Here is a 25,540-nt window from a genome sequence, read left to right on the forward strand (position 1 = left end):
ACGCCCGGGCCGTCCCTATTCAAGTTATGCGGTCGCGCAGACCTGGCCGTTCATCAGGAACATCCCCGGGTCGTCCGGGTCGCCGGTGCCCTGGAAGCCGATCTGCTTCGTGTGGCCGGGCTTGAGCGGGAAGTTCCAGAACGCCGGGTCGGCGGCCATGGCGTCCCCGTCGATCGCGATCTCCCCGCCCCAGTCGTACTCGACCGTCTCGACCCCGCCGGACTTCCAGCGGAGGTCCCACTCGTCGATCGCGGTGTCACCGGTGTTGGTGACCTTGATCTGGACGACGAAGCCGGAGCCCCAGTCGGCCGCGACCCGGTAGTCCACCTCGCACGAGCCGGACGCGTACGGCGCGGCGGCGGCGTCGCGGGTGGACTCCGCGGCGATCGGGCGCCACTCGGGGTCCTCCATGTCGAAGCCGATGAAGAAGCTCGGCCACGGCGGCTGGTTGTACGAGATGTTCTGCCAGGCGACGCCGAGGCGGTACTGCGGGTCCTGCATGAGCGTCGGGATCGCGTACTCGGTCGGGATCGTCGTGGTGAAGATCCGCACCCCGTCGTTCGACTCCTTGCGGAGCACGACCTCCTCGCGCCAGTCGCCGAACAGGTCGCCCGTGAGGACCGCGTTGCCCTTGGTCCCGTTGTTCGTCTGCACCCCTTCGGGGGTGAAGATCTCCTCCTGGGTGCCGGTCTCGGCGTCCCACTCGGCGATGTACGGGTAGATCGGCGTGTACGACGGCTCGTCGAACTCGTGGTCGAAGATCTCGCGGCCCAGGTCGCCGTCCCACCAGACCATCGAGTTCGCGGACGGGATGGTCGTCCCGATCAGCGTCCCGTCGGCGGCGTGCAGCTCCCCTTCGCGCGAGTTCCAGGCGCCCGTCGCGGACACGGCCCAGCACTCGGCCCCGGGGTAGTCCGGGTCGATGTCGCCGCAGGCGCCGCGGCCGGTGTCGCGCACGCCCGGGATGTCCCACAGGACCTCGCCGGTCTCGGCGTCGCGGAACGCCGCGGCGCGGCTCCCCGAGGCGCTCATGGACTCGAAGGGGCTGAAGACCTCCAGGCCCTCGCGGGACGGGTCGAAGTCCGAGACGTGCAGCGCGTCGCCGTGGCCCAGGCCCGCCGACTGGAGGATCGTCCCGTCGTCGTTGAGCGTCAGCGACCCGTACACGATCTCGTCGCGCCCGTCGGCGTCCACGTCGGCCACCGACAGGTTGTGGTTGCCCTGCCCGGAGTACTGCGCGCCCCAGTCCTGCGAGCGGAACGCCCAGCGCTGCTCCAGCTGCGAGCCGTCCCAGTCCCAGGCGGTGAGCTCCATCTTGGTGTAGATGCCGCGGGTGGTCACCAGCGACGGCGTGTTCCCGTCGAGGTACGCGATCGTCGCCATGATGCGGTCGACGCGGTTGCCGTAGCCGTCGCCCCAGTCGGTGACGTTCCCGCGGTCGGGCTGGAAGTCCACGGACTGGATCGCCGCGCCGGTCTGCCCGTCGAACACGGTCAGGAACTCGGGCCCGGACAGGATGTACCCGCCGGAGTTGCGGTAGTCCGCGTCCGCGTCGCCGATGACGGCGCCCGTCCCGTCGACGGTGCCGTCCGCGGTCTTCAGCGCGACCTCGGCCTTCCCGTCGCCGTTCAGGTCGTACGCCATGAGGAACGTGTAGTGGGCGCCCGCGCGGATGTTCACGCCGAGGTCGATGCGCCACAGCAGCTCGCCGTCGAGCGAGTACGCGTCCACGTAGACGTTCCCGGTGTAGCCCGACTGCGAGTTGTCCTTCGCGTTCGTCGGGTCCCACTTCTGGATCAGCTCGTACGTGCCGTCCCCGTCGAGGTCGGCGACCGTCGCGTCGTTCGGCTTGTACTCGTACGCGACGCCGTCGGGCGTGGTGCCGCCCGCGGGGCGCTGCATGTCCACGTCCACGTACTGGTCGCCCCACACCCCGAACTCGGCGGTGTACCCGGTCTCGACCCCGTCCTCCACGGTGGCGATCCAGTAGGTCGCGTTCGCGGTGCCGCCCTGGTCGGTGAGGTTCGTCAGCTCCGTCGGCTCGGCGGTGATGAGCCGGCCGTCGCGGTAGACGTTGAACGCCGTGCCCTCGGGGTCGGTCGCGAGGCTGCGCCAGGACAGGTAGTTCCCGTCCTCGGCGGCCACGGCGACCGGCGCGCGGTCGACGTCCTCGATCACGGCCGCGCAGTCCGCGCACGGCTCGTCGGGGCCCTCGTTCCCGGAACCCGGCACGTCGCCGATCCTGGTGAGCTCCAGGCCGTTCAGGTGCCCGGTCTGGCCGGAGACGTTGACGTTGAGCTGGCCGTCCTCGACGATGATGCCCTCGAAGTCCTTGATGAGGATCGACTTCGACCCGGCGTTCGCCGCCCCGTAGTCGATGCCCTCGAACTTCAGGTTCGTGCGCGCCGAGCCGAGGTAGTCGCCGGTGATGACGCGGGCGGTGTACAGGCCGTCGGCCACGTCCACGGCGAAGTCGTACGAGCCGCCGAACCAGGCCACGAAGTCGGAGCCGAGCGGGTCGTCGGCGTTGCCGCGGTCGCGGTCGATCGCGCTGGTCATGTCGGTGGTGAAGCCGTAGCCCTTGGCCGCGTCGTAGGCGGTGCCGCGGTTGACCTCGGTGTACCCGGGGGCCACGGTCTGGCTCGCGGGGCCGAAGTCGTACTTGAACCCGGCGGTCGCGGTCGTGGCCGCGAGGACGTCCGAGTAGGACGACTCGCCCTTGCCGTTGACGGCGGCCACCGCGAACTCGTACGCGGTGTCCTCTTCGAGCCCGGAGACGCGGCCGACGCCGACGGTGGCCGTGGTGCCGAGGCGCCACTCGCCGCCCGGTTCGCGCACGTAGACGCGGTAGATGTCGGCGTCGTCCTGGTCGGCCCAGTTGAGGGTGATGCTGGCGTTCGCCACGGTGGCCGCGACCACGCCGGTCGGGGCCGCGGGGACCGCGTCCGGCGGCGCGACGTCCACCACGTGCTCGCTCAGCGGGAGTCCGAGCGTGGCGGTCTCCTCGGCGACCAGGCGGGCCATCTGGATGGCGCCGTACTCCTGGAAGTGGGTGTCGTCCGTGGTCCCGTTGGGCCGGTTCGGGTAGACCCCGGCGGGGACGTGCAGGAACACCGACTTGGCCTCTTCGGGGCCGATCTCGTTCAGGTAGGCGCGCGAGGAGGCCGAGAGGTCGACCATGGCGACGCCGGTCTCCTCGTGCAGCTCGTAGACCTTCTCCACGTACTCGGGGAACGAGGTGTTGAACTCGCCGGTGTCGGCGTTGAAGCTGCGGCGCGACACCGGGGTCACGAGGACCGGGATGGCGCCCTTCTCGATCGCGCCCGCGATGTAGTAGTCCCGCAGGTACATCTTGTAGTCGTCGGGCGAGGTGTACCGCTCGGGGACCGAGACCGTGGCGTCGTTGTGCCCGAACTGGACGAACAGGTAGTCGCCCGGCTGGATCTCGTTCAGGATCGCGTCGAGGCGGCCCTGCTCGACGAAGGACCGGGAGGAGCGGCCGCCGATGGCGTGGTTCGCGATGGTGACGTTCTCGTCGAAGTACCGGTCGATCACCTGGCCCCACCCGGCCTGCGGCTCGTAGTAGGGGTCGTAGGTCTGGACGGTGGAGTCGGACGCGAGGTAGACGGTGATGCCGTCGTCGTCCTGGGCCTGCGCCGGGGCGCCCGCGGAGAGGACGCCCGCGAGCGCGGTGGCCCCGGCCAGGGCGGCCGCGAGGGCGCGGCGCCAGGGGGGTCGAGGAGTCATGGACCTCATGGTCACTTCCGTAGTGAGAGGAGGGTGCTCGCCGGGCAAACATGAATGAAACGATTCAATCGTGCTGGAGACTGCGGGGCAAGCGGTTGCTACTTTCGGGACGGTACCGAGTGGATCTCCGAAAGTCAATACATGTCGATACATGTTGGAAACGGTGACGGTTTCGCGGTGGTTTGCGGGGGCCGCGGGATCGTGCATCCTATAGGAAACAGGATGCACGATCCGGTGCGCTAGCGGACGTGCGCGGCGATCGGGCGGCTCAGCGCCTTCGCGCCCTCGGACACCAGGCGCGCCATCTGGTTCGCGCCGTACTCCTGGAAGTGCGTCGAGTCGGCCAGCCCGTCCGGGTAGGCCGGGTAGGCCCCCGCCGCGAGGTGCATGAACACCTGGGTCTGGGCCCGCGCGGGCGTGATCGCGTTGAGGTACGCGCGCGAGCGGGCGCCGAGGTCGATGAAGGACACCCCGGTCTCGCTCACCAGCTCGCGGACCTTCGCGCCGTACGTCGCGAACGACTCGTTGAACTGCCCCGAGGAGTTGTAGTCGAGCCGGTTGACCGGCGTGAGCAGCACCGGGATCGCTCCCTTGGCCGTGGCCCCGGCCATGTAGTGGTCCCGGAGGTACATCTTGTAGTCGGCCGGCGAGGTGTACCGCTCGGGGTTGCCGGTGCTCGCGTCGTTGTGCCCGAACTGGACGAACAGGTAGTCCCCCGGCTGGATCGCGTTCAGGATCGTCGTCAGCCGCCCCTGCTCGATGAACGACCGCGAGGAGCGCCCGCCGATGGCGTGGTTGGCGATCCGCGTGTTCGCGTCCATCCAGCCGCCGAGCTTCTGGCCCCAGCCGGTCATCGGGTACACCGACGAGTTGTAGGTCTGGGCCGTGGAGTCCGAGGCGATGTAGATCGTCGGAACGCCCGAGGCGGGCGCCGCGTCCGCAGGGACGAGCTTCCACTGCTGGTTGATCCCGCCGGCCGAGTCGTACTGCGACAGGCGCGAGCCGAGGGCGATGTTCCACTCCCAGACGTCGAGGGCCTTGCCGGAGTTGCGGTTGACGAACCGCAGCCAGGTGCCGTCGTCGATGACCTGCCACTGCTGGTTCGTCTGGCCGTTGGAGGGGTACTGGATGACGTCGGCGCCGTTGGCGGTGGACTTGCCGTAGACGTCGAGGACCTGCCCCGAGTGGCGGACCTCGATCCGGTAGTAGCCGCTGTCGGCGGCGACGAAGCGGAACTGCTGGCTCGTCGCGTAGGTGCGGTTGCCCTGGACGAGCTTGGCGGCGTTGGCGGTCGAGGCCCCGGCGATCTCCAGGACCAGCCCGGAGTAGCGGGACTGGAGGTGGTACCAGGTGCCGGGGGTGAACGCCGCGCTCGCGGCGCCCGCGCCGAGGACTCCCCCGGCGGCCGCGCCGGCGCCGAGGCCCGCGAGGAGGCCGAGCGAGCGGCGGCTCAGCTTGGCGCCGAGCGGGTTCGGAAGGTCGGACATGTGCGCTCCAGTGCGTCGAAGGTCGAGGGCCGCGGCGCGCACCGGCGCCGCGGCCCCTGTGAGAGGCGGGGATCGCATGAAACGATTCAAGAAATATCTACGTACTGATGACTATCGATTTGTTTTGCCGGGTATCGTAACCCGATGTAAGCGCTCACACAAGTGCTGCCGTCAGGGCAGGATCGGGGCCAGCCGCATCGCGGCCGCGTCGAGGTCGATGCCCTGCTCGGCGATCCACTCGTCGCTGAAGTAGGTGGTGGCGTAGCGCTGGCCGGAGTCGCACAGGAGCGTGACGACGCTGCCGCCGCGCCCGGCCTCGCGCATCTCGGCGATGAGTGAGAGCGCGGCCACGAGGTTGGTGCCGGTGGAGCCGCCGAGGGGGCGGCCGAGGTGCTTGGAGGCCCAGCGCATGCAGGCGACCGACTCCGCGTCGTCCACTTTGACCATGCGGTCGACCAGTCCCGGGATGAACGAGGGCTCCACGCGGGGGCGCCCGATGCCCTCGATGCGCGAGCCGCGGGACACCGTGGCCTCCGGGTCGCGGTCGCGCCAGCCGGAGTAGAACGCCGAGTGCTCGGGGTCGGCGACGCACAGGTTCGTCTCGTGGCGCCGGTAGCGCACGTACCGGCCGATGGTGGCCGAGGTCCCGCCGGTGCCCGCGCCGACGACGATCCAGGCCGGGACCGGGTGGCGCTCCAGGCGCATCTGCTCGAAGACCGACTCGGCGATGTTGTTGTTCCCGCGCCAGTCGGTGGCCCGCTCGGCGTACGTGAACTGGTCCATGAAGTGCCCGCCGGTCTCGGCCGCGAGCCGCTCGGCCTCGGCGCAGACCTCGGACGCCTCGCGCACGAGGTGGGCCTTGCCGCCGTAGAACTCGATCTGCGCGATCTTCGCGCGGCTGGTGGACTCGGGCATGACGGCGGTGAACGGCAGGCCGAGCATCCGCGCGAAGTACGCCTCGCTCACGGCCGTGGAGCCGCTCGACGCCTCGATGACGGGCGTGCCCTCGTCGATCCAGCCGTTGCAGATCGCGTACAGGAACAGCGAGCGGGCGAGGCGGTGCTTGAGCGAGCCGGTCGGGTGGGCCGACTCGTCCTTGAGGTACAGGTCCACGCCCCACTCGGGCGGCAGCGGGAACGGGAGGAGGTGGGTGTCGGCGGAGCGGTTCGCGTCGGCCTCGACGGCGGTGATCGCCCAGTTGACCCAGAGGCGGTCGCGGGTGCGGTCAGCCGACTCCATCGAGGTCCCCGTCCTCGGGGATCGGCTGCGGCCGGTCCTCCCATTTCGTGGAGAGCGTGATCGTCGTGCGCGTCTGGGCCACACCGGGAATCGCGCCGACCCGATGGATCAGCTGTTCGAGGTCCGCCATCTTCGGGACGCGCACCTTCAGCTGGTAGCACTCGACACCGGCGAGGAAATAGCACGACTCGATCTCCGGAATGGCGCGGAGGCGTTCGCAGATGTCCAGGTGGTCCGCCGAATTGTCGGGAATGATGCCTATGAGCGCGGTGATCCCGAGTCCGATCGCCTCGGAGTCGATCACGGCCTTGTAGCCTGCGATGACGCCGTTGCGCTCCAGTTTCACGACGCGGTCCTGCACCGAGGGCGCGGTGAGTCCGACCCTGCGCGCCAGTTCGGCGTAAGAGGTCCGCCCGTCGGTCCGCAGGAGGTTCACGATGGTCCGGTCGATCTCGTCCACTCCATGAGGATAACGGGAGTTGCATCTTGGGTCCTGTGCCTACCTCATACCCGGGAACTCCTAGAGCGAAGGAAACAGCTCAGAGCGCCGTTGACATACGCGTGGTACGTTCAGGCAATACCTACCGACCGAAAGTATGTCCAAGAACTCATGGCAGGTTTGACTGAATAGTGGTGTAATGGGTTTAACGCACGAAGTGAGTCTTCATCACGGGGAGGAAGAAATCATGGAGACCGAGGACCGCCTACTCACACCCGGCGAAGTCGCCTCGCTGTTCCGCGTGGATCCGAAAACGGTCACGCGATGGGCCGCGGCGGGCAGGATCGGGAGCATTCGCACACCGGGCGGCCACCGTCGGTTCCGCGAGTCAGAGGTCCGGGCCCTGCTCGAAGGGGATGCCGGAGCACAGGCCACGTTCGAATCGGGGAGCACCCAGTCCTAGCGCGGCACCCGCCGCCGGGCCGCCGCAGCGGCCGCCAATCAGAAGACCTGCCTGGCACAAGCCGGTCCAGCGCAGCGCACCACGTCCTCCGGGACGATGGGGGACGCGCGAGCGGACCGGCTTTTCGCATGCCCGGAATCGGGAGCCCGAATCCACATCGGAGTAGATTTGTTCCATTTAGGGCAATTGCCCACTCTGTGAAGTCGGATCAATACCCTGAGTCGCCATCTATGCCGCCAATCTGACTTTTCCGGATTCTCCGGTCGTGAACCCCTTGACATCACTGTGATACATAGGCAAACTTCGATGTGATGTTGGGAGCGCTTCCGTGGACACCCGGTACACGCGGAGCCGTTCCCCAGCCCCGACCAGCAAAGGGAAGGCACATGACGCTCAACCGAAGCAGACACCACAGCGGCCGCAGGAGAATCGTCGCACTCGGCGCGGCGGCGGCCGCCGCCGCGACCGTCAGCGCCCTGGCGGTGACCACCGCCGGCGCCGAGGAGAACACGGTCGAAGAAAGCCCTGTCGAGGCACAGCAGGCGAAGGTCGACAACCCCTACGAGGGCGCGCAGGTCTACGTCAACCCCATCTGGTCGGCCAACGCCGCGGCCGAGCCGGGCGGCTCCGCCGTCGCGGACGAGCCCACCGGCGTGTGGCTCGACCGCACCAGCGCCATCGAGGGGAACGACTCCCCCACCACCGGCTCCATGGGGCTGCGCGACCACCTCGACGAGGCCCTGGTGCAGGGCTCCGACGTCGTCCAGATCGTCATCTACAACCTGCCGGGCCGCGACTGCGCGGCGCTCGCCTCCAACGGCGAGCTGCCCGCGGACGCGATCGACCGGTACAAGACCGAGTACATCGACCCGATCGCCGAGATCCAGGCGGACCCGGCGTACGCGTCGCTGCGGATCGTCAACGTCATCGAGATCGACTCGCTGCCGAACCTGGTCACCAACGTGACGCCCCGCGCCACCGCGACCCCCAACTGCGACACCATGCTCGCGAACGGGAACTACCAGGACGGCATCTCCTACGCCGCCGCCGAGCTCGGCGCGCTGCCGAACACCTACAACTACCTGGACGCCGGCCACCACGGCTGGATCGGCTGGGGCGACACCAACCCGCAGTACGACAACTTCTTCGCGTCCGCGGAGATGTTCGGCTCGCTCATCGGCCAGAACGGCATGACGGCCGACGACGTCCACGGCTTCATCACGAACACCGCGAACTACTCGGCGCTCGAAGAGCCGTACTGGGAGGTCGACCAGAACGTCGGCGGGCAGCCGCTCAACCAGAACCCGAACCTGCCGTGGGTGGACTGGAACGACTTCAACGGCGAGATCGACTTCGCCACGGCGTTCCGCGACGAGCTTGTGAGCAGCGGTTTCAACAGCAATGTGGGCATGCTCATCGACACCAGCCGCAACGGCTGGGGCGGCGCGGACCGGCCCACCGGCCCCTCCTCCTCGACCGACGCGGTGACCTTCGTCGACGAGTCGCGCATCGACCAGCGCATCCAGAAGGGCAACTGGTGCAACCAGGCCGGAGCCGGCCTCGGCGAGCGCCCGCAGGCGAGCCCGGAGGCGGGCATCGACGCCTACGTCTGGATCAAGCCCCCGGGGGAGTCGGACGGCGCCTCCGAGGAGATCCCGAACGACGAGGGCAAGGGCTTCGACCAGATGTGCGACCCCGACTACCAGGGGAACCCGCGCAACGGGAACAACCCCTCGGGCGCCCGGGACGACATGCCGCTGTCGGGCCACTGGTCCTCGGAGCAGTTCCAGGAGCTGCTGGAGAACGCGTACCCGCCGGTGAGCTAGGCGGGGACACGGGCGGACCGGCACTCCGCCCACCGGAAGACGGCGGGGCCGCGCAGGACGCGCGGCCCCGCCGCCGTGCCCCGAACTTTTTCTAAGCAGCCCTTCTGGTTTCCGCGGGAGCGTTTTCACTGATTCAAGCGCTTGCCGGGCGGCCGGTCGGGCGTGAAACGGGTGGCTCCAGCGCTCCCATGCGCGAAATATCCAGCCGGACCTCTTGACAGCCCATCTATATATCGGAGATTATCAATGCACATCTTGGGAGCGCTTCCCTCGATGGACACCCGTTCCGGGCCGCCCGCGCGCGGCCCTTCAACCCCGAAGGACATCGAAACATGCAAGTACCTAAGAAACGAAGGAGATTGGCCATCATCGGCGTCGCGGTCGCCGCGCTCGCCGCCACCGGGCTCACCTTCGCTTCGGCGAACCAGGCACTCGCCGAAGAAGGCTGCAAGGTCGACTACAAGGTCGTCAGCAGCTGGGGCTCCGGTTTCCAGGCCAACGTCACGATCACCGCGCAGGAGGCGATCAACGGCTGGGAGCTGAAGTGGAACTTCCCCTCGGGCACCACCGTCTCCAGCGCGTGGAACGTCAGCTACACCCAGAGCGGCACCGCCTTCACCGGTAAGGACGTCGGCTGGAACGGCTCCATTGCCTCGGGCCAGAGCAAGGAGGTGTTCGGCTTCATCGGTTCGGGCTCCTCGACCACGCCGGCGCAGTTCACCATCAACGGCGACGTCTGCAACGGGACCACCCAGCCGCCGACCAGCAACCCGCCGACCACTGAGGACCCGGGCAACCCGGGCGGCGGCGACAAGGTCGACAACCCCTACACCGGTTCGCAGGTCTACGTGAACCCGCAGTGGTCCGACCGCGCCGCGGCCGAGCCCGGCGGCTCCGCCGTGGCCGACGAGCCCACCGGCGTGTGGCTGGACCAGACCTCCGCGATCTACGGCAACGGCTCCCCGACCACCGGGTCGATGGGCCTGGAGGACCACCTGGACGAGGCGCTCGCGCAGGGCGCGGACGTCATCCAGATCGTCATCTACAACCTGCCGGGCCGCGACTGCGCGGCGCTCGCCTCGAACGGCCAGCTCGGCGCGACCGAGATCGGCCGCTACAAGAGCGAGTACATCGACCCGATCGTCGACATCATGGGCCAGGCGAAGTACGCCGACCTGAAGATCGTCAACGTGATCGAGATCGACTCGCTGCCGAACCTGGTCACCAACGTGACGCCGCGCGCGACCGCGACCGCGAACTGCGACACGATGAAGGCCAACGGCAACTACGTGAACGGCGTCTCGTACGCGACGGCGGAGCTGGGCTCCCTGCCGAACACGTACAACTACATCGACGCCGGCCACCACGGCTGGATCGGCTGGGGCGACACGAACGCGCAGTACGACAACTTCCACGCCGCGGCGGCCCTGTTCGGCTCGCTGATCGGTGAGAACGGGATGACCGCGGACGACGTCCACGGCTTCATCTCGAACACCGCGAACTACTCGGTGCTGGAGGAGCCCTACTGGGCGGTCGACCAGGTCGTCGGCGGCCAGGCGCTGAACCAGAACCCGAACCTCCCGTGGGTCGACTGGAACGACTTCAACAACGAGAAGGACTTCACCGAGGCGTTCCGCGAGGAGCTCATCGACAACGGGTTCAACTCCGACATCGGCATGCTGATCGACACCAGCCGCAACGGCTGGGGCGGCGACTACCGCCCGACCGGCCCGTCGACCTCGACGAACCCGGTGACCTTCGTTGACGAGTCCCGCATCGACCAGCGCTTCCAGAAGGGCAACTGGTGCAACCAGGCCGGAGCCGGCCTGGGCGAGCGCCCGCAGGCCGACCCGGAGTCCTGGATCGACGCCTACGTCTGGATCAAGCCCCCGGGCGAGTCCGACGGCGCGTCCGAGGCCATCCCGAACGACGAGGGCAAGGGCTTCGACCAGATGTGCGACCCGGACTACGGCGGCAACATCCGCAACGGCAACAACCCCTCCGGGGCGCGTGACGACATGCCGCTGTCGGGCCACTGGTCGTCCGAGCAGTTCCAGGAGCTCCTGGAGAACGCCTACCCGCCCGTCAACTAGGGCGGCAGTACCGGGCCCGGCGTTCCGGGAGGCGGATCGCCGGGCCCCCTGACCACATCCTCGGTTCCTTCCGGAGACCGGGCCCCGCGGGACGGCGGGGCCCGGTCGCAAACCTGAGTGCGACGCAGTGCGGCCCCGGCCGGTCGGTGACCGGTCGGGGCCGCAGTGCGCTTGCGCCGCTTACGGGTTGCGGGTCTCGCAGAGCGGGCCGCCGAGCCCCCGCAAGAGGTTGTCGACGAAGCGCTCGACGGTGTCGTCGCCTTGGAGGTGCGGGTACTGCCCGTAGACGAAGATCGTCAGGAGCGGGCTGGTGAACATCGCGACCGCCAGGTCGAGGTCGAGGTCCGCGGCGACCTCGCCGCGTTCGGCCCAGTACGCGAACGTGTCGCGCACGTACTTGCGCCGCAGCTCCACGAGCCGGTCGTGGTGGCGCTTGTACTCGGGGTCCTCGTGGAAGACGGTCATCATGCACCGCACGACCTTCATGTCGCGGGGGCCGTAGGTGCGGCGCATGTTGTTGCCGAGGTACACGAGGTCGTCGCGCAGCGAGGTGTGCGGGATGCCCTCGGGAGCGGGGGCCTTGATGCTCTCGAAGGCCGCGGCGACGAGCTCCTCCTTGGAGGACCAGCGCCGGTAGATGGTGGCCTTCGAGACGCCCGACAGCTCCGCGACGCCCTCGACGCTGACGTCGGTGACGTTCCCGTGCTCCGCGATGAGGTCCAGCACCGCTTCCAGGATGGACTCGCTCACCGCCTGGCTGCGTGGGCGGCCCTTGGCGGGGGTCGTCGGCGCAGGGGCCCGGTGGTGGGCGGTCGCATCGCGGAGCTCGGGTCGCATGACTCGATTGTCCCTCAGACCTCGACGAGCGCGGGCTCGGCCGCTTCGGCGGGGGTCTCGGTCCCTTCGGCGCGGCGCTTCCCGGGGAAGAACAGCGCGATGATGACGAGGCCGACCACGCCGACGCCGACCGCGGCGAGCGCGGTGGTGTGGAGGGCGTGGATGAAGGAGTCGTTCGCGGCCTGCGCGACCTGGGCGGCCGCGTCGGCCGGGATCGCCCCGGACTCCAGGGCGCCGTAGGTGGACGCGTAGGACTCGCGGGCGGCGTCCGGCAGCTGCGGGGCCGCGTCGGTGATCTGGGTCCGGTAGACCTGGGCCATGATCGTGCCGAGCACGGCCACGCCGAGGGCGCCGCCGACCTGGCGGAGCGTGTTGGCGAGGGCGGAGCCGACGCCGGCCTTCTCCCTGGGGACCGAGGACATCAGCGTGTTCATCGCGGGCGGCATGAGGTTGGCCATGCCGGCGCCGGTGATGAGGAACAGGACGATGACGACCCACACGGAGGTGTCGGCCTCGAAGACGAACGCGGTCACCGCGAAGTTGGTGATGACCAGGAGCATCGCGACGATGCCGACGGTCTTGGCGCCGAACTTGTTGACGAGCGTGTTCGACAGCGGCGCGAAGACGAGCATCGCGGCGCCGAACGGCAGGAACAGCAGGCCGGTCTCCAGCGGCGAGTAGCCCTTCAGGATCTGGAGGTAGAAGGTCATGAAGAACATCAGGCCCATCATCCCGAAGAACGTCAGGGTGATGATCGCCGAGGACGCGGAGAAGCGGGTGTTCTTGAACAGCTTCATGTCCAGGGAGGCGTGCGGGATGCGCCGCTCCCAGAGGACGAACCCGATCAGGACGAGGACGCCGAGGGCGATGGTGCCCCAGACCTCGACGCCGGCCCACGAGCCGGCGTCGCCGGCCTCGATGATGCCGTAGGTGAGGCTGACGAGGCCGATCATGGACAGGGCCATGCCGACGAAGTCGGCCTTGGCCTGGCTGCCCTTGGACTCGGGCGCGAGGATCGTGATGGCGATGAGGCCGAACACGACGATCGGGACGTTGATGAGGAAGACCGAGCCCCACCAGAAGTGGTCGAGGAGCGCGCCGCCGACGATCGGGCCGATGGCGCCGCCGATGCCGACCGCGCCGGTCCAGATGCCGAGGGCCTTCGGGAACTCCTTGGCGGGGAAGACGTTGCGCAGGAGTGACAGCGTCGAGGGCATCATGACCGCGGCGCCGGCGCCCATGAGGGCGCGGTACCAGATGAGCTGGTCGGGCGTGGTGGCGTAGGCGGAGAGCAGGGAGGCGATGCCGAAGACGACGAGGCCGGCCAGGAGCATCCGCTTGCGGCCGATGCGGTCGCCGATGATGCCGGACGCGAACAGGAGGCCCGCGAAGACGAGCGTGTACGAGTTGATCATCCAGGCGAGGTCGCTCTGGGTGGCGCCGACGCCGACGGGGTCGGGCTCTGCCAGGGTCTTCATGGCGACGTTGAGGACGGTGTTGTCGAGGACGACCACGATGAGGCTGAGCACGAGGACGCTCAGGATGGCCCACCTGCGGGGGTGGCCGTGGTCGTCGTCGGTTCCCGCCGCTGGGGCCGGAACGGAACGGGTTTCGCTCACAGGGTTTCCATTTCTGCGATCGCACCTGGTGGTGCGGAGATGTCGCCGCGGCGCCGATACCGCGGGTGGTGTCTTGTCGTCTATGACGTTCCGCGGGCGGGATTCGTGACGTCCCGGGCGCGGGCGGCGCGTGCTCGTGAGCCTGGGGCTTCGCAGGGCGCGGCCTGGTGTTGCCCGGAACTCTACGGCATTTCGAAACGATACGGTACCGTATCGTTAAGTAGATCACAGGGAATCGTACCGCCGGGGTGCGACAGGACCGTGAACTCCGTGCGAAGGACCGTGTTCACTCCGCATCGGCCTCGCCGGGCGCTCCCGGCCCCGGGTGGTTGAATGGGCTCCGTGGCACCCAAGTTCCCTTACGACGACCTCCAGTCGTTCCTGGCCGCCCTCGAAGCCGACGGCGACCTGAAGCGGATCACTGCCGAGGTCGACCCGCACCTGGAGATCTCCGAGATCGTGCAGCGGGTGGTCCGCGACGGCGGGCCCGCGCTCCTGTTCGAGCGGCCCGCGGGCAGCGACATCCCCCTCGCAATCAACCTGTTCGGCACCACCGAGCGCACCGCGAAGGCCCTCGGCGTCGGCGACCTCGACGAGATCGGCCAGCGCATCGGCGAGCTCGCCAAGCCCGAGCTGCCCGTCGGCTGGGCGGGCATCCGCGACGGCCTCGGCAAGCTCATGCAGCTCAAGTCGGTGCCGCCCAAGCGCGTGAAGAAGGCGCCGTGCCAGGAGGTCGTCTTCACCGGCGACGACGTGGACCTCAACATGCTCCCGGGCCTCCAGGTGTGGCCCGGCGACGGCGGGGTCTTCCACAACTTCGGGCTCACCCACACCAAGCACCCGGAGACCGGGAAGCGGAACGTGGGCCTGTACCGGCTCCAGCAGCACGACGAGCGCACGATCGGCCTCCACTGGCAGATCCACAAGAACTCGACCTCCCACTACGCCGAGGCCGAGAAGCGCGGCGAGCGCCTCCCGGTGGCGATCGCGATCGGCGCGGACCCGGTGATGGCGTACGCGGCGACCGCGCCGCTCCCGCCGGACATCGACGAGTACCTGTTCGCGGGCTTCCTGCGGGGCGAGCGGGTCGAGATGGCCGACTGCCTGAGCGTGCCGCTCCAGGTCCCGGCGAACTCGCAGATCGTCCTGGAGGGCTGGGCCGAGCCGGGCGAGCGGATGCCGGAGGGGCCCTTCGGGGACCACACGGGCTTCTACACGCCGGTGGAGCCGTTCCCGGTGATGCACGTCGAGACCATGACGATGCGGCAGAAGCCGGTCTACCACACGATCATCACCTCGGCCCCGCCCCAGGAGGACCACGGGCTGGGGAAGGCCACGGAGCGGACGTTCCTGCCGCTGGTCAAGATCATGATCCCGGAGATCGTGGACTACGACATGCCGGCCGCAGGGGTGTTCCACAACTGCGTGATCGTCTCGATCGACAAGAAGTTCCCGAAGCAGGCGCAGAAGGTGATGAGCGCGATCTGGGGCCTCCAGATGATGAGCCTGACGAAGCTCATCGTGGTGGTGGACGCGGACTGCGACGTGCACGACTACCGCGAGGTCGCCTGGCGCGCACTGGGGAACGTGGACTACTCGCGGGACCTGCTGCTCACCGAGGGCCCGGTGGACCACCTCGACCACGCCTCGTACCACCAGTTCTGGGGCGGCAAGGCCGGGATCGACGCGACCGCGAAGTGGCCCGAGGAGGGCTACACGCGCGGCTGGCCCGAGGCGATGCGCATGAGCGCGTCCGTGAAGGCCACCGTGGACCGACGCTGGAAAGAATACGGAATTGACTGACACCGCCTCCAGACCCAATCACGTCAAGGACTTCCTGAAGCTCGTCGCCTTCGAGCACTCGGTGTTCGCGCTGCCCTTCGCGTACCTCTCGACGCTCACCGTCATGACCCTGGAGGACGCGTTCTCCTGGTGGGACCTGGTCCTGGTCACCCTCGCGATGGTCGCCGCCCGCACCCTCGCCATGGCCGCCAACCGGATCATCGACCGGAGGATCGACGCGCAGAACCCCCGCACGGCCCAGCGCGAGCTCGTCACCGGCAAGGTCTCGCTCAAGACCGCGTACACCGGCTGCGCCGTCAGCCTCGTCGTACTGCTCGCCTCGGCGTCCCTGCTCAACCCGCTGTGCCTCTACCTGAGCCCCCTCGCCGTGGCGCCGCTGATCGTCTACCCGTACGCGAAGCGGTTCACGAACTACCCGCACGCCGTGCTCGGCCTCGCGCAGATGGTCGCCCCCGTGGGCGCCTGGCTGGCCGTCACCGGGACGTTCGCGGGCTCGGGCCCGGCGATCGTCCTCGGTGCGGCCGTGGGCCTCTGGATCGGCGCGTTCGACCTGATCTACGCGTGCCAGGACGTGGCGATCGACCGCGAGATCGGCGTCCGCTCGACCCCGGCCCGCTGGGGCGTGAAGGCCGCGCTCCACGCCTCCTCCGTCGCGCACGTGGTCACCGTGGCCCTGTTCGCGTGGTTCGGACTGCTCACCGGCTTCGGGCTCCTGTACTGGATCGGGCTCGCGCTGGTCTCGGCCGCGCTGGTCTACGAGCACTCGATCGTGCGGCCCGGCGACCTGTCGAAGGTCAACCGGGCCTTCTTCACCGCCAACGGCTTCGTGGCCGTGGCGCTGTTCGCGTTCGCGCTGGCGGACCTGCTGCTGCGCTAGGCGGCGTCCGCCGCGTGGGCGAGCGCCGACGGGGTGAGGCGGCCGTTGATGGCGGGCGCCTCGCGCACGAGCGCGTCGTCCTCGATGGCGGCGACCATGAACAGCGCGAAGTCGGTGCGGCGGGTCAGGTTGCTCTCCAGGACCGGGTCGCCGACGTGGCGGCTCCAGACCGGGAGGCCCTGGCTCTCGCCCTCTTCGAGGTCGGAGCCGCGCACGACGGTCCAGCGGGTGTCGCTGTTGAAGATCATGTCCGTGGCCCGGTACTGGTCGGCGATGTCCACCAGGCGCGTGATCTTCATGAACCTGGCGAACGCGACGGCCGCCTTGATGCCGCGCTTGTACTTGTCCTCGCCGTCGCGGGTGATGTGCCAGCCGCACGAGAAGACCAGGCGCGCACCGGGCTTCGCGAAGTCCATGACGGCCTTGGCCGTGCCGGACGCGTAGTCGTGGACGCCCCAGGGGACGAGGACGGAGAGGACGGCGTCGCAGCCGTCGACGGCGCCGGCGATGGCGTCGCGGTCGTTCGTGAAGGCGCCGACGACGGTGATCCGGCCGGCGTAGTCGGCGAGTTTGGGGACGCTCTTCTCGCGGCAGACGCCGACGACCTCGTAGCCGCGGTCGAGCGCGTGCCGCACCATGTAGCGGCCGAGCTTGCCTGAGGCGCCGACGATGCAGACCTTCTTGCCGACGCCGGTCTGCGGGATGGGTTCCATGACGTGCTCCTGGGTTGAAGAGTGCTCTGCTGAAGGGTACTTCCTCCTTTACACTGTACAGGAAAACTGTACGGTGTACAGTACGGCGGACGGACAGGAGCGCCACGTGACCGACGAACCCGCCAACGGCACCGCCCGCGGCACGCTGACCAGGGAGAAGGTCCTGCACGCCGCCGTCGGCATGGCCGACGCCGCGGGCGGCGAGGTCCCCAGCACGCGCAAGCTCGCCGAACGCCTCGGCGTGCGGGCCATGGCCCTCTACCACCACTTCAAGAACAAGGACGAGCTCCTCGACGGCATGGTCGACCTCGTGTTCGCCGAGGTGGAGCTCCCCGCGAAGGGCGAGCCCTGGCGCGAGGGCATGCGACGCCGCGCCGGATCGATGCGCGCGGCCCTCGGCCGCCACCCCTGGGCCGTCGGCCTCATGGACTCGCGGCTCAACGCGGGCCCCGCGACCCTCCGCCACCACGACGCCGTCCTCGGATGCCTGCGCGCCGACGGCTTCACCGTCGCCGGTGCGGCCCACTCCATCTCGCTCCTCGACAGCTACGTCTACGGCTTCGCCATCCAGGAGGCCGCCCTCCCCTTCGACTCCGCGGGCGGCGACGACATGCAGGCCCTCACCGAGGGCATGATGGCCCAGGCCGCGGACCACTTCCCCCACCTCTTCGAGATCGCCGTGGACCACGCCATGAAGCCCGGCTACGCCTACGCCGACGAGTTCGCGATCGGCCTCGACCTCATCCTCGACGGCATGGAGCACCGCCGCCCCGACTGGTGACGCCCCGGCCGGTCCGGCGTGGACCGTGGGGCCGGTGGTGACCGGGGGGCGCGCCGGGCCCGCGGCCCGGCGTTCCGGCCGGATCGACACGGCCCCGGGTCTGGACTTTCACGACCCCCGTGGTCCAAGATGGGGCCATGTGGCCCCGATCGACCGATCCCCTCCCCGCCGGGAGGTCCCGGTGCATCCGCTGATCGGGTACCTGATCGCCGTGGGCCTCTTCGCCTTCGGCCTCTACGGCGTCCTCACGCGACGCAACGCCGTCCTCCAGCTCGCCGCCGCCGAACTCATGCTCGGCGGCGTCCACCTCGTCCTCGTCACCACCGACCTCGTCGTCCGCTCCCACACCGGGCAGAGCTTCGCACTGTTCATCGTGGTCATCGCCGCCGCCGAAGTCGGCGTCGGGCTCGCGCTCGTGCTCAACCTCTGGCGCGAGCGCGCCTCCATCGACACCGACGGCCTCCCCGAAGACGACGCCGCCGATGACGCCGCGGACCGGCGGGTGCCCCGGTGACCGCCCTCGCCTGGCTCCTCATCGCCGCCCCCGCCGCCGCAGGGCTCGCCGGACTCCTGGTGCGCCGCAGGGACCTCGCGGTGGTCCTCGCCTACGCGGGCCCTGGGATCGCCCTCGTCTGCGCCGCGGCCGTCTCGTTCGCCAACCCGCACGCGTCCTATGCGCTCGCCGACTTCGGCTCGATCGAAGTCGTTGCGGCCCTGGACCTCTCCCCCGGCGCGTGCGCCGTCGCGCTCGCCACCGGGTTCGTGTCCTTCCTCGTGCAGCTCTACTCGGCCGCCTACCTGCGCGACGACCCCCGCTACGCGCCCTTCGCCGCCCAGGTGAACCTGTTCTGCGCCGCGATGCTCCTCGTCGTCGCCGCCGACGACCTCGTGCTCCTCCTCATCGGATGGGAGGTCATGGGCGCCTGCTCGTACCTGCTCATCGCCCACTACGCGAAGCTCCCGGAGGCGCCGGGCGCCGCGGCGAAGGCGTTCCTGGTGACGCGCTTCGGCGACGTGGCGTTCGTCCTCGGCGTCATGATGCTCGGCGTCGCCTCGGGCACCTTCCGGATCGGCGAGGTCCACGACGCCCCGGCGCTCGCGATGCTCCTGATCCTGTTCGGCTGCATCGGGAAGTCCGCGCAGTTCCCCCTCCAGATCTGGCTCCCCCCGGCCATGGCCGGCCCGACCCCGGTGTCCGCGCTCATCCACGCCGCGACGATGGTCGCGGCGGGCGCGTACGTGCTCACCCGGCTCCTCCCGGCCTGGCCCGCGGACCTGCTGCTCGTTGTCGCCGTCGTGGCGGCCGTGACGATGGTCGGCGCGGGGCTGTGCGCGCTGGCGGCGCGGGACGTCAAGGGCGTGCTCGCGTGGTCGACGGTCTCGCAGGTCGGGTTCATGTTCGCTGCCGTGGCGGTCGCGGCCGGTGGCGCGGCGCTGTTCCACCTTGTCGCGCACGCGGCGTTCAAGGGACTGCTGTTCCTGACCGCTGGCGTCGTGATCGCCCTGGCGGGCACGGACGGGTCGCTGCGGGCGACGCGGCTGCGGCCGGGCGATTCGCGGCTCGCGTTCTGGGCCATGACGATCGGGCTCGCGGCGATGGCGGGCCTGCCGCCGCTGGGCGGGTTCTACTCGAAGGAGACCGTGCTCGGCGCGGCCTACGAGGCCGGGACCCCGGCGGGGGTCGTGGTGTTCTGGGCGGGGGTCGGCGCGAGCATCCTGACCGCGGCGTACGCGACGCGGCTGTGGCTGCTGCTGTTCTGGCGCGGCGCCGGGCCTTCGGCGCTGCCGGCGGTGCCGCGCGCCGAGTCGTTCAGCCTGTGGGCGCTGACCGCGGCCACGGTTCTTGTCGGTGCCCTCTACTACGCTGGGCCGTTCGAGGTGCCCGCGCTCCACGGGGACCTGATGGCGCTGCTGCTGCTCGCCACGCTCGGCGGCATCGCCGTGGTCGCCGACTCCTGGTGGCGCGACGGCCGCGCCCGCGAACCGGTCCCCGACCGCGACCCGGCGCGCGTGCTGGGCCGCGCCCGCGGCCCGCTCGCCGAGGGCCTGTACGCGGAACGCCTGGCGTCCAAGGCGACCCGCGGCGCAGCGGCGGCGCTCAGCGCCGCCGCGACGGCCCTCGACGTGCGCCTGGTCGACGGCGGAGCCGTCGAGGGCTCGGCACGAGCCACGGTCGTAGCGGCCGAGCACACCGCGGCGGGCCACCGGGGCGGCCTGGTCCGCTACCTCCGCCTGAGTGCTGCCGGAACCCTCGTGGTCGCGGCGGTCGCGATCGGGGTGAGCCTGTGGACGTGACCGGAGAACTCGCCGCGCCCGCAGCGCGGGCGTGCGGGGGCCGCGCAGCGGCTCCCGGCGACAGGCAGGACCGCGCGGAGCGCGGTCCCGGTTCGCGCGGCGGCGGGCGGAGCCGCCAGCGCCGCGGGGTGAGGCGGTCTGACCGAAGAGGACTGTCGGGCACAGCGGGCGCATGCCGAAGTGGGGTGGGACTGTGGAGTTGATGCTGGTGGTGGCCGCGGCGCTGCCCGCGGTCGGGGCCCTCGCGGTCTGGGGGCTGCGGCGGAAGCCGTACGCGCACTGGATCGGGGCCGGGGCGGCGGCGCTCGCTTTCGCCGCGGTGGCGCTGCTGCCGGTCGGGCGGGACACCGGGGCGCTCATCGCCGGGGACGGGGCGACCTGGTGGCACCGGCTCGCGATCCCCTGGGCCCCTTCACTGCACCTCGAATTCGCGCTCGCGGTCGACGGCATCTCCTGGACCCTCGCCCTCCTCACCGCGCTCCTCGGCGTCCTCTGCTGCCTCCACAACGCCGTCGGCGCCGAGCAGCGCGCCACCGACCTCTACGGCGCCGACCGGGCGAGCGCTTCAGCCTCCCTTCAGCCCGCTTCAGCTCCCCTTCAGGAACCCGCAGGTAGCGTTGAAAACGGGGGGTCCCCGAGCGGCGGGGGGCCGGTGCTTGGGGTGCGCGCGGCGAGTCCGGCGACTTCAGGTCACCTTCAGGTTGCATCGGGCGCTTCAGGTTCCCTTCAGGACGGCGCGGGTAGCGTTGAAATCGGGGGGCCTCCCCTGGCGGCGGCGCCGGTGCACGGGGTGCCCGCCGGAGCCTGGGGTGAGGAGCGGGACGGGTGGCAGTCGCCCGTGCTGACCGCGCTGCTGCTGGCCGTGCAGGCCGCGTCGACGCTCGTGTTCCTCGCCGACAACCTCGTGCTGTTCTTCATCGCGTTCGAAGCGGTGCTGCTGCCGATGTGGGGCATCGTGCACCGGTTCGGGGACCCGGCCACCCGGCGGCGGGCCGCCGCGAAGTTCGCGCTCTTCACCATCGCCGGGTCGCTGCTCATGGCCACCGGCCTCTTTGTCGCCATCGCCGATACCGGGACCGCCGACCTCGGCGCGATCATCGCCGCGGGCGGGGTAAGCGGAGACGTCTCACTGCTCGTGTTCTCGCTCCTGGCGATCGGGTTCGCCGTCAAGGCGCCGCTCTGGCCGCTTCATTCCTGGCTCCCCGATGCGCATACGGCCGCGCCCACCGTGGGGTCGGTACTGCTCGCGGGCGTGCTCCTCAAGCTCGGCACCTACGGCCTCATCCGCGTCGCCGGGGGCCTCGCCCCCGAAGGCGCGGCCGACGCCGCGCCCGTGCTCGCGGTGCTCGCCGCGCTCGGGATCGTCGTCGCGGGCCTCGTGTGCCTGCGCCTGCCCGAGATCAAGCGCCTCATTGCCTACTCCTCCGTGGGCCACATGGGATTCGTGGTCCTCGCGTTCGCCGCCGGGACCGAAGCGGGCGTGCGCGCCGCCCTGTTCGGGAACCTCGCGCACGGCCTCGTCACCCCCCTCCTCTTCTTCCTCGCCGGAGCCCTCAAGGCCCGCACCCACACCGGCAGCCTCACCGCCCTCGGCGGCCTGCGCCTCGCCGCACCCGCGCTCGCCGGGCTCCTCGGGTTCGCCGCCCTCGCCTCGCTCGGCCTGCCCGGCCTCGCCGGGTTCTGGGGCGAGGCGTTCACCGTGTACGCCGCCGCGGAACGGGGCGGCGCCTGGCTCCTCCTCGCCGCGGCCGCCGCGTTCGGCGCGTTCCTCGCCGCCGCCTACCTGCTGCGGATGCTCAGGCACGTCAGCCACGGCCCCGTCGCGCCCGCGACCTTCGGCATCGGGGACGTCTCCGCCGCCGAAGCCGCCGTCTGGTCCCCGCTCGTCGCCGGGACGCTCCTCCTCGGGCTCGTCCCCGGCCCGCTCCTCACCCTATTCTCGGAGGGCCTCCTCTGATGCGCGCCCAAGCGATCGACCACGCCGCGATGCTGCCGCTCTACCTCGCCGCGGCCACCGCCGTCATCGCGCTGTTCGCGGGGCGGTTCGCCAAGGCCGCCACCATGACCGGCCTCGGCCTGACCACTGCGGCGGCCGTGTGGATCGGCATCGGGCCCGACCGGGCGACGTTCGCCGTCGGCGAGTGGCACTCCTACGTCGCCGACGACGCCGCCATGGGCGCCGCCGCCCTGTTCGCCGCCCTCGCCCTCCTCGTCGCCGCGGTCAGCGGAAATCAGCCCGGCGAGTACTGGTTCCTCCTCACCGCCTCCGCCGCAGGCGGCGTCGCGCTCGCCGGGGCCCGCGACCTCGTCACCCTCGTCGTCGCCGTCGAGACCCTCACGCTCCCCCTGTACGTCCTCGTCACCCGCCCCGGCCGCGACGGCGCCGAAGCCGGGACGACCTTCCTCATCGCCTCCGTGACCTCCTCCGCGACCGCCCTCATGGGCGCCGCGCTCCTCTACGCCGCCACCGGGACCGTCCACTTGGAAGGACTCGCGGCCACCGCCGAGGGCGCCCACGCGGGTCTCACCGCCGCCGGGACCGCGCTCCTGCTCGCCGGGCTCGCCTTCAAACTCGCCGCCGCGCCCCTCCACGCCTGGGCGCCGCTCGTCCTCGAACGCGCCCCGCTCCCCGTCGCCACCTACCTCGCGAGCGCCTCCAAGCTCGGCGGCGCCGTCGCGATCGTCTGGGTCGTCGGGTTCGGGCTGCCGCACGTGCCGAGCGCCGGGGCCGTCGTCGCGGTCCTCGCGGTCGCCTCGATCGCGGTCGGGAACCTCGGGGCGCTCGTGCAGCGCCGCACCGTGCCGCTCCTCGCCTGGTCGGGGATCGCCCACGCCGGGTACGCCCTCGCGCCGCTCGCCGTCATCGCCACCGCGGCCGGGAGGGAGCACGCCGGTGCGGCGGCCTCGGCCGCGTTCGCGTACGCGGTGTTCTTCGTGCTCCTGGAGGCCGGGGTCTTCGCGGCCCTGACCGCGGTGCGCTCGGAGGACGGCGGGGCCGTCGCCGACCTCGGCGGGCTGTGGAAGGCCGCGCCGGTGCCCGCCTCGGTGTTCCTGTTCGCGGTGATCGGCCTGGCCGGGCTGCCACCCGCGCTCGCTGGCACCGTGGCCAAGGTCGCGGTCCTCGAAGTGCTCGCGTCGTCGGCGGTATGGCTGGCCGTGGTCGTCGCGGCCGGGGCGGTCGTCGGACTCGCGTACTACCTGCCGCTCGCCCGCGCAGTGCTCACCGGCAGGTCAGGACCCGTTCCGCGCCGGTACACCGCCGCACTGGTCATCGCGGCCGTCGCGCTCCTGGCCGTGTCGCTCGCGCCGCAGCTCGTGTTGGACTTCACGTCCGTTTCCCGGTGAATTCCCAGTTCGTCCAGAAATACTGGGCGTAACCAGGACGTTGCTTTTCCCACCAGGAGGGAAACCAACCACCATGAAGCACCACAACGGCCTCAAGACGGCGGTGCTGCTCGGCGCGATGTCGGCGATCGTCATCGCCATCGGCTACGCCTTCGGCGGCTCCACGGGCGTGCTCATCGCCGCGGTGATCGCGGTCGGCATGAACGCCTACGCCTACTTCAACTCCGACAAGATCGCCCTGCGCGCGATGCGGGCCCAGCCCGTGTCCGAGGCGCAGGCGCCGCAGCTGTACGCGACGGTCCGCGAGCTCTCGCAGCGCGCCGGGCAGCCGATGCCGCGGCTGTACGTCGCCCCGACCATGCAGCCGAACGCGTTCGCCACGGGCCGCAACCCGCAGAACGCCGCCGTCGCGGTCACCGAGGGGATCGTGCGGCTGCTGACGCCCGCCGAGCTGCGGGCCGTCATCGGCCACGAGCTGTCGCACGTGTACAACCGCGACATCCTCATCTCCTCGGTCGCGGGCGCGCTCGCCTCGATCATCACGATGATCGCGAACCTCGCGATCTTCATCCCGCTCGGCTCCTCGGACGGGAACCGGCCGAACCCGCTCGTGCTGCTGCTGACGATGATCCTCGGCCCCGTCGCGGCCGGGATGATCCAGATGGCCGTCTCGCGCTCGCGCGAGTACGAGGCCGACGCCGACGGGGCGCGCCTCACCGGCGACCCGCTGGCGCTCGCGAGCGCCCTGGAGAAGATCTCCGCGGGCATCGACCGGATGCCCGCGCGGGCCGACAGCCGGATCGCGGAGCAGTCGCACCTGATGATCGAGTCGCCGCTGCGCGGCGGCGGGCTGGCGAGCCTGTTCTCGACCCACCCGCCCACGGCGCAGCGCGTCGCGCGGCTGCGGGAGATGGCCCGCGGCGTCGTCAAGTACTAGGCCGTATACCGATTCGAGCACTCACGGGCACACCGAAAGCCGCGCCAGCATGGGCTGGCGCGGCTTTCCGCAAGTCAGTTCGCTCCGGCGCGAGGTGGCACCTAGTAGGTGCTGCCGCCGATGTCTTTGATGCCCGTGCGCACGTCCAGGAGGTACACCAGTGCCGCCGCCATGGCGACGAGTGCGAACAGGTTGAGCCGGCCGTAGCCGCCGAAGAGGAGCGCCAGCACCATGCTCACGACGAGGAGCCCGATCCAGGTGCCCTTCGAGAGGGTGCCGACGGCGTTGAACGCCTCGGGCTTCTGCACTGCGCAGTGGATGACGGCGATCAGGGACAGGAGCGCGGCCCCGTATCCGATGATCTGCGAGATCACGCCCCGGACATCGAAGGCGAACACGGCATCGAACTCTGGCATGTGGCCCAGCCTACCCGCAGGCGCTCGGAAGCCGGTCGCCTCGGTTACTTGCCGAGCTTGCGACGCTGAACGCGGGTCTTGCGGAGCAGCTTGCGGTGCTTCTTCTTCGCCATGCGCTTGCGCCGCTTCTTGATGACCGAGCCCATAGAGCTTCCTCACAGGTGTTGACTAGACGATAGTTAGAGCCCGACCAGCCTAGCCCGTCCCCCCGGCGGCCCCCTCGCCGGGCGAGTTCGAGCGAAGGCCCCGTCACAGCTCGCGCGTGGCGGGGCCCGGACTGGCCGAGCGGGGTCACTCGTCCGTCTGGAGGGCCTCGGAGAGGTAGGTCTTCACGGCGCTCTCGGGGACGCGGAAGGAGCGCCCCACCCGCACCGCCGCGATCTCACCGTTGTGGACGAGGCGGTACACCGTCATCTTCGAGACGCGCATCAACTCGGCCACTTCCGTCACCGTCAAGAACTTGACCTCGTCGAGGAGGTCCCCGGGTTCGCTCATGTGTCTCACCGTTCTGTCGAGGGCTGTTGCGAGCACTATTGCCTGTGCAAGGACGTGGGGTTGTGTGATGTGTTAGAGGTGCGGTGGACGCGAATGCCCTATGAACCGAAACAAGTCGGTCGTCACGA

General features: G+C 70.2%; 21 protein-coding genes. 11 read left to right on the forward strand and 10 right to left on the reverse strand.

What is annotated here, in order from left to right; translation table 11 throughout:
- Positions 1–24: 24 nt before the first annotated feature.
- From AB0A65_RS02515 to AB0A65_RS02530, 4 genes are all read right to left on the reverse strand, one after another.
- Positions 25–3,747, reverse strand: a complete 3,723-nt coding sequence (locus AB0A65_RS02515) for a cellulose binding domain-containing protein (RefSeq protein ID WP_359945007.1) — start codon at positions 3,745–3,747, stop codon at positions 25–27.
- Positions 3,748–3,986: 239 nt separating this feature from the next.
- Positions 3,987–5,234, reverse strand: coding sequence for an RICIN domain-containing protein (locus AB0A65_RS02520; RefSeq protein WP_359945010.1), 1,248 nt, complete (start codon positions 5,232–5,234; stop codon positions 3,987–3,989).
- Between the two features lie 171 nt (positions 5,235–5,405).
- Entirely contained in the window at positions 5,406–6,473 is a 1,068-nt protein-coding gene (locus tag AB0A65_RS02525; protein ID WP_359945013.1) for a PLP-dependent cysteine synthase family protein, read from the reverse strand.
- Entirely contained in the window at positions 6,460–6,933 is a 474-nt protein-coding gene (locus AB0A65_RS02530; protein ID WP_359945016.1) for an Lrp/AsnC family transcriptional regulator, read from the reverse strand. Before AB0A65_RS02530 ends, AB0A65_RS02525 begins: the two co-directional genes overlap by 14 nt.
- Before the next feature lie 226 nt (positions 6,934–7,159).
- Between AB0A65_RS02530 and AB0A65_RS02535 the strand changes: the two genes are divergently transcribed.
- The 3 genes from AB0A65_RS02535 to AB0A65_RS02545 all read left to right on the forward strand — a co-directional run bounded on the left by AB0A65_RS02535 (position 7,160) and on the right by AB0A65_RS02545 (position 11,294).
- On the forward strand, positions 7,160–7,375 hold the full coding sequence (locus AB0A65_RS02535; RefSeq protein ID WP_359945019.1) for a BldC family transcriptional regulator: 216 nt from the start codon (positions 7,160–7,162) through the stop codon (positions 7,373–7,375).
- A 386-nt stretch (positions 7,376–7,761) separates the two neighbouring features.
- Positions 7,762–9,201 (forward strand): glycoside hydrolase family 6 protein, encoded by a 1,440-nt coding sequence (locus AB0A65_RS02540; protein WP_359945022.1) that lies wholly within the window; start codon positions 7,762–7,764, stop codon positions 9,199–9,201.
- A 332-nt stretch (positions 9,202–9,533) separates the two neighbouring features.
- On the forward strand, positions 9,534–11,294 hold the full coding sequence (locus tag AB0A65_RS02545) for a glycoside hydrolase family 6 protein (protein WP_359945025.1): 1,761 nt from the start codon (positions 9,534–9,536) through the stop codon (positions 11,292–11,294).
- A gap of 180 nt (positions 11,295–11,474) precedes the next feature.
- On the opposite strand, the gene AB0A65_RS02550 is transcribed toward AB0A65_RS02545, so the two are convergent.
- Both AB0A65_RS02550 and AB0A65_RS02555 read right to left on the reverse strand, forming a co-directional pair.
- A complete protein-coding gene (locus AB0A65_RS02550) occupies positions 11,475–12,131 on the reverse strand; it encodes a TetR/AcrR family transcriptional regulator (RefSeq protein ID WP_359945028.1) in 657 nt (218 codons plus the stop codon).
- Positions 12,132–12,145: 14 nt separating this feature from the next.
- Positions 12,146–13,750: an MFS transporter gene (locus AB0A65_RS02555; protein WP_359945031.1), complete on the reverse strand. Its 1,605-nt coding sequence runs from the start codon at positions 13,748–13,750 to the stop codon at positions 12,146–12,148.
- A 333-nt stretch (positions 13,751–14,083) separates the two neighbouring features.
- Here AB0A65_RS02555 and AB0A65_RS02560 point away from each other — a divergent pair, with 333 nt between their 5' ends.
- On the forward strand, positions 14,084–15,553 hold the full coding sequence (locus AB0A65_RS02560; protein ID WP_359945034.1) for a menaquinone biosynthesis decarboxylase: 1,470 nt from the start codon (positions 14,084–14,086) through the stop codon (positions 15,551–15,553).
- The gene (gene mqnP / locus AB0A65_RS02565; RefSeq protein ID WP_359945037.1) at positions 15,546–16,430 is read left to right on the forward strand and encodes a menaquinone biosynthesis prenyltransferase MqnP; all 885 of its coding nucleotides are present in this window, start codon (positions 15,546–15,548) and stop codon (positions 16,428–16,430) included. Before AB0A65_RS02560 ends, mqnP begins: the two co-directional genes overlap by 8 nt.
- Here the strand turns inward: mqnP and AB0A65_RS02570 are convergent.
- On the reverse strand, positions 16,427–17,143 hold the full coding sequence (locus tag AB0A65_RS02570; protein WP_359945040.1) for an NAD(P)H-binding protein: 717 nt from the start codon (positions 17,141–17,143) through the stop codon (positions 16,427–16,429). The two genes, mqnP and AB0A65_RS02570, sit on opposite strands and share 4 nt — an antisense overlap.
- 106 nt (positions 17,144–17,249) lie before the next feature.
- Here AB0A65_RS02570 and AB0A65_RS02575 point away from each other — a divergent pair, with 106 nt between their 5' ends.
- The 6 genes from AB0A65_RS02575 to htpX all read left to right on the forward strand — a co-directional run bounded on the left by AB0A65_RS02575 (position 17,250) and on the right by htpX (position 24,501).
- Positions 17,250–17,924 (forward strand): TetR/AcrR family transcriptional regulator C-terminal domain-containing protein, encoded by a 675-nt coding sequence (locus AB0A65_RS02575; RefSeq protein WP_359945043.1) that lies wholly within the window; start codon positions 17,250–17,252, stop codon positions 17,922–17,924.
- A gap of 181 nt (positions 17,925–18,105) precedes the next feature.
- Positions 18,106–18,438, forward strand: coding sequence for an NADH-quinone oxidoreductase subunit NuoK (nuoK, locus tag AB0A65_RS02580; protein WP_359945046.1), 333 nt, complete (start codon positions 18,106–18,108; stop codon positions 18,436–18,438).
- The gene (locus AB0A65_RS02585) at positions 18,435–20,219 is read left to right on the forward strand and encodes an NADH-quinone oxidoreductase subunit L (RefSeq protein WP_359945049.1); all 1,785 of its coding nucleotides are present in this window, start codon (positions 18,435–18,437) and stop codon (positions 20,217–20,219) included. Before nuoK ends, AB0A65_RS02585 begins: the two co-directional genes overlap by 4 nt.
- A 202-nt stretch (positions 20,220–20,421) precedes the next feature.
- Positions 20,422–22,176 (forward strand): NADH-quinone oxidoreductase subunit M, encoded by a 1,755-nt coding sequence (locus AB0A65_RS02590; protein WP_359945567.1) that lies wholly within the window; start codon positions 20,422–20,424, stop codon positions 22,174–22,176.
- Positions 22,173–23,564 carry a proton-conducting transporter membrane subunit gene (locus AB0A65_RS02595; RefSeq protein WP_359945570.1) on the forward strand — a complete coding sequence of 464 codons (1,392 nt, stop codon included), beginning with the start codon at positions 22,173–22,175 and terminating at the stop codon, positions 23,562–23,564. The genes AB0A65_RS02590 and AB0A65_RS02595 overlap by 4 nt, the downstream gene beginning before the upstream one ends.
- A gap of 73 nt (positions 23,565–23,637) precedes the next feature.
- A complete protein-coding gene (gene htpX / locus AB0A65_RS02600; protein ID WP_359945052.1) occupies positions 23,638–24,501 on the forward strand; it encodes a zinc metalloprotease HtpX in 864 nt (287 codons plus the stop codon).
- Positions 24,502–24,602: 101 nt separating this feature from the next.
- On the opposite strand, the gene AB0A65_RS02605 is transcribed toward htpX, so the two are convergent.
- From AB0A65_RS02605 to AB0A65_RS02615, 3 genes are all read right to left on the reverse strand, one after another.
- Entirely contained in the window at positions 24,603–24,917 is a 315-nt protein-coding gene (locus tag AB0A65_RS02605; RefSeq protein ID WP_359945055.1) for a DUF2516 family protein, read from the reverse strand.
- A 44-nt stretch (positions 24,918–24,961) separates the two neighbouring features.
- Positions 24,962–25,063 (reverse strand): AURKAIP1/COX24 domain-containing protein, encoded by a 102-nt coding sequence (locus AB0A65_RS02610; RefSeq protein ID WP_081687713.1) that lies wholly within the window; start codon positions 25,061–25,063, stop codon positions 24,962–24,964.
- Positions 25,064–25,208: 145 nt separating this feature from the next.
- A complete protein-coding gene (locus AB0A65_RS02615; RefSeq protein ID WP_091031906.1) occupies positions 25,209–25,412 on the reverse strand; it encodes a helix-turn-helix domain-containing protein in 204 nt (67 codons plus the stop codon).
- Between the last annotated feature and the right edge of the window lie 128 nt (positions 25,413–25,540).

It is taken from the genome of Glycomyces sp. NPDC047010 (genome assembly GCF_040644205.1).
Lineage (GTDB): Bacteria > Actinomycetota > Actinomycetes > Mycobacteriales > Micromonosporaceae > Glycomyces.

Excerpts from the sequence above, each read along its gene's own strand:
- AB0A65_RS02550 (WP_359945028.1), bottom strand. The coding sequence starts at position 12,131 with ATGCGACCCGAGCTCCGCGATGCGACCGCCCACCACCGGGCCCCTGCG.
- AB0A65_RS02610 (WP_081687713.1), bottom strand. The coding sequence starts at position 25,063 with ATGGGCTCGGTCATCAAGAAGCGGCGCAAGCGCATGGCGAAGAAGAAG.
- AB0A65_RS02525 (WP_359945013.1), bottom strand. The coding sequence starts at position 6,473 with ATGGAGTCGGCTGACCGCACCCGCGACCGCCTCTGGGTCAACTGGGCG.
- htpX (WP_359945052.1), top strand. The coding sequence starts at position 23,638 with ATGAAGCACCACAACGGCCTCAAGACGGCGGTGCTGCTCGGCGCGATG.
- AB0A65_RS02570 (WP_359945040.1), bottom strand. The coding sequence starts at position 17,143 with ATGGAACCCATCCCGCAGACCGGCGTCGGCAAGAAGGTCTGCATCGTC.
- AB0A65_RS02590 (WP_359945567.1), top strand. The coding sequence starts at position 20,422 with ATGCTGGTGGTGGCCGCGGCGCTGCCCGCGGTCGGGGCCCTCGCGGTC.
- AB0A65_RS02545 (WP_359945025.1), top strand. The coding sequence starts at position 9,534 with ATGCAAGTACCTAAGAAACGAAGGAGATTGGCCATCATCGGCGTCGCG.
- AB0A65_RS02605 (WP_359945055.1), bottom strand. The coding sequence starts at position 24,917 with ATGCCAGAGTTCGATGCCGTGTTCGCCTTCGATGTCCGGGGCGTGATC.
- AB0A65_RS02520 (WP_359945010.1), bottom strand. The coding sequence starts at position 5,234 with ATGTCCGACCTTCCGAACCCGCTCGGCGCCAAGCTGAGCCGCCGCTCG.
- AB0A65_RS02535 (WP_359945019.1), top strand. The coding sequence starts at position 7,160 with ATGGAGACCGAGGACCGCCTACTCACACCCGGCGAAGTCGCCTCGCTG.
- AB0A65_RS02515 (WP_359945007.1), bottom strand. The coding sequence starts at position 3,747 with ATGACTCCTCGACCCCCCTGGCGCCGCGCCCTCGCGGCCGCCCTGGCC.
- AB0A65_RS02615 (WP_091031906.1), bottom strand. The coding sequence starts at position 25,412 with ATGAGCGAACCCGGGGACCTCCTCGACGAGGTCAAGTTCTTGACGGTG.
- AB0A65_RS02540 (WP_359945022.1), top strand. The coding sequence starts at position 7,762 with ATGACGCTCAACCGAAGCAGACACCACAGCGGCCGCAGGAGAATCGTC.
- AB0A65_RS02560 (WP_359945034.1), top strand. The coding sequence starts at position 14,084 with ATGGGCTCCGTGGCACCCAAGTTCCCTTACGACGACCTCCAGTCGTTC.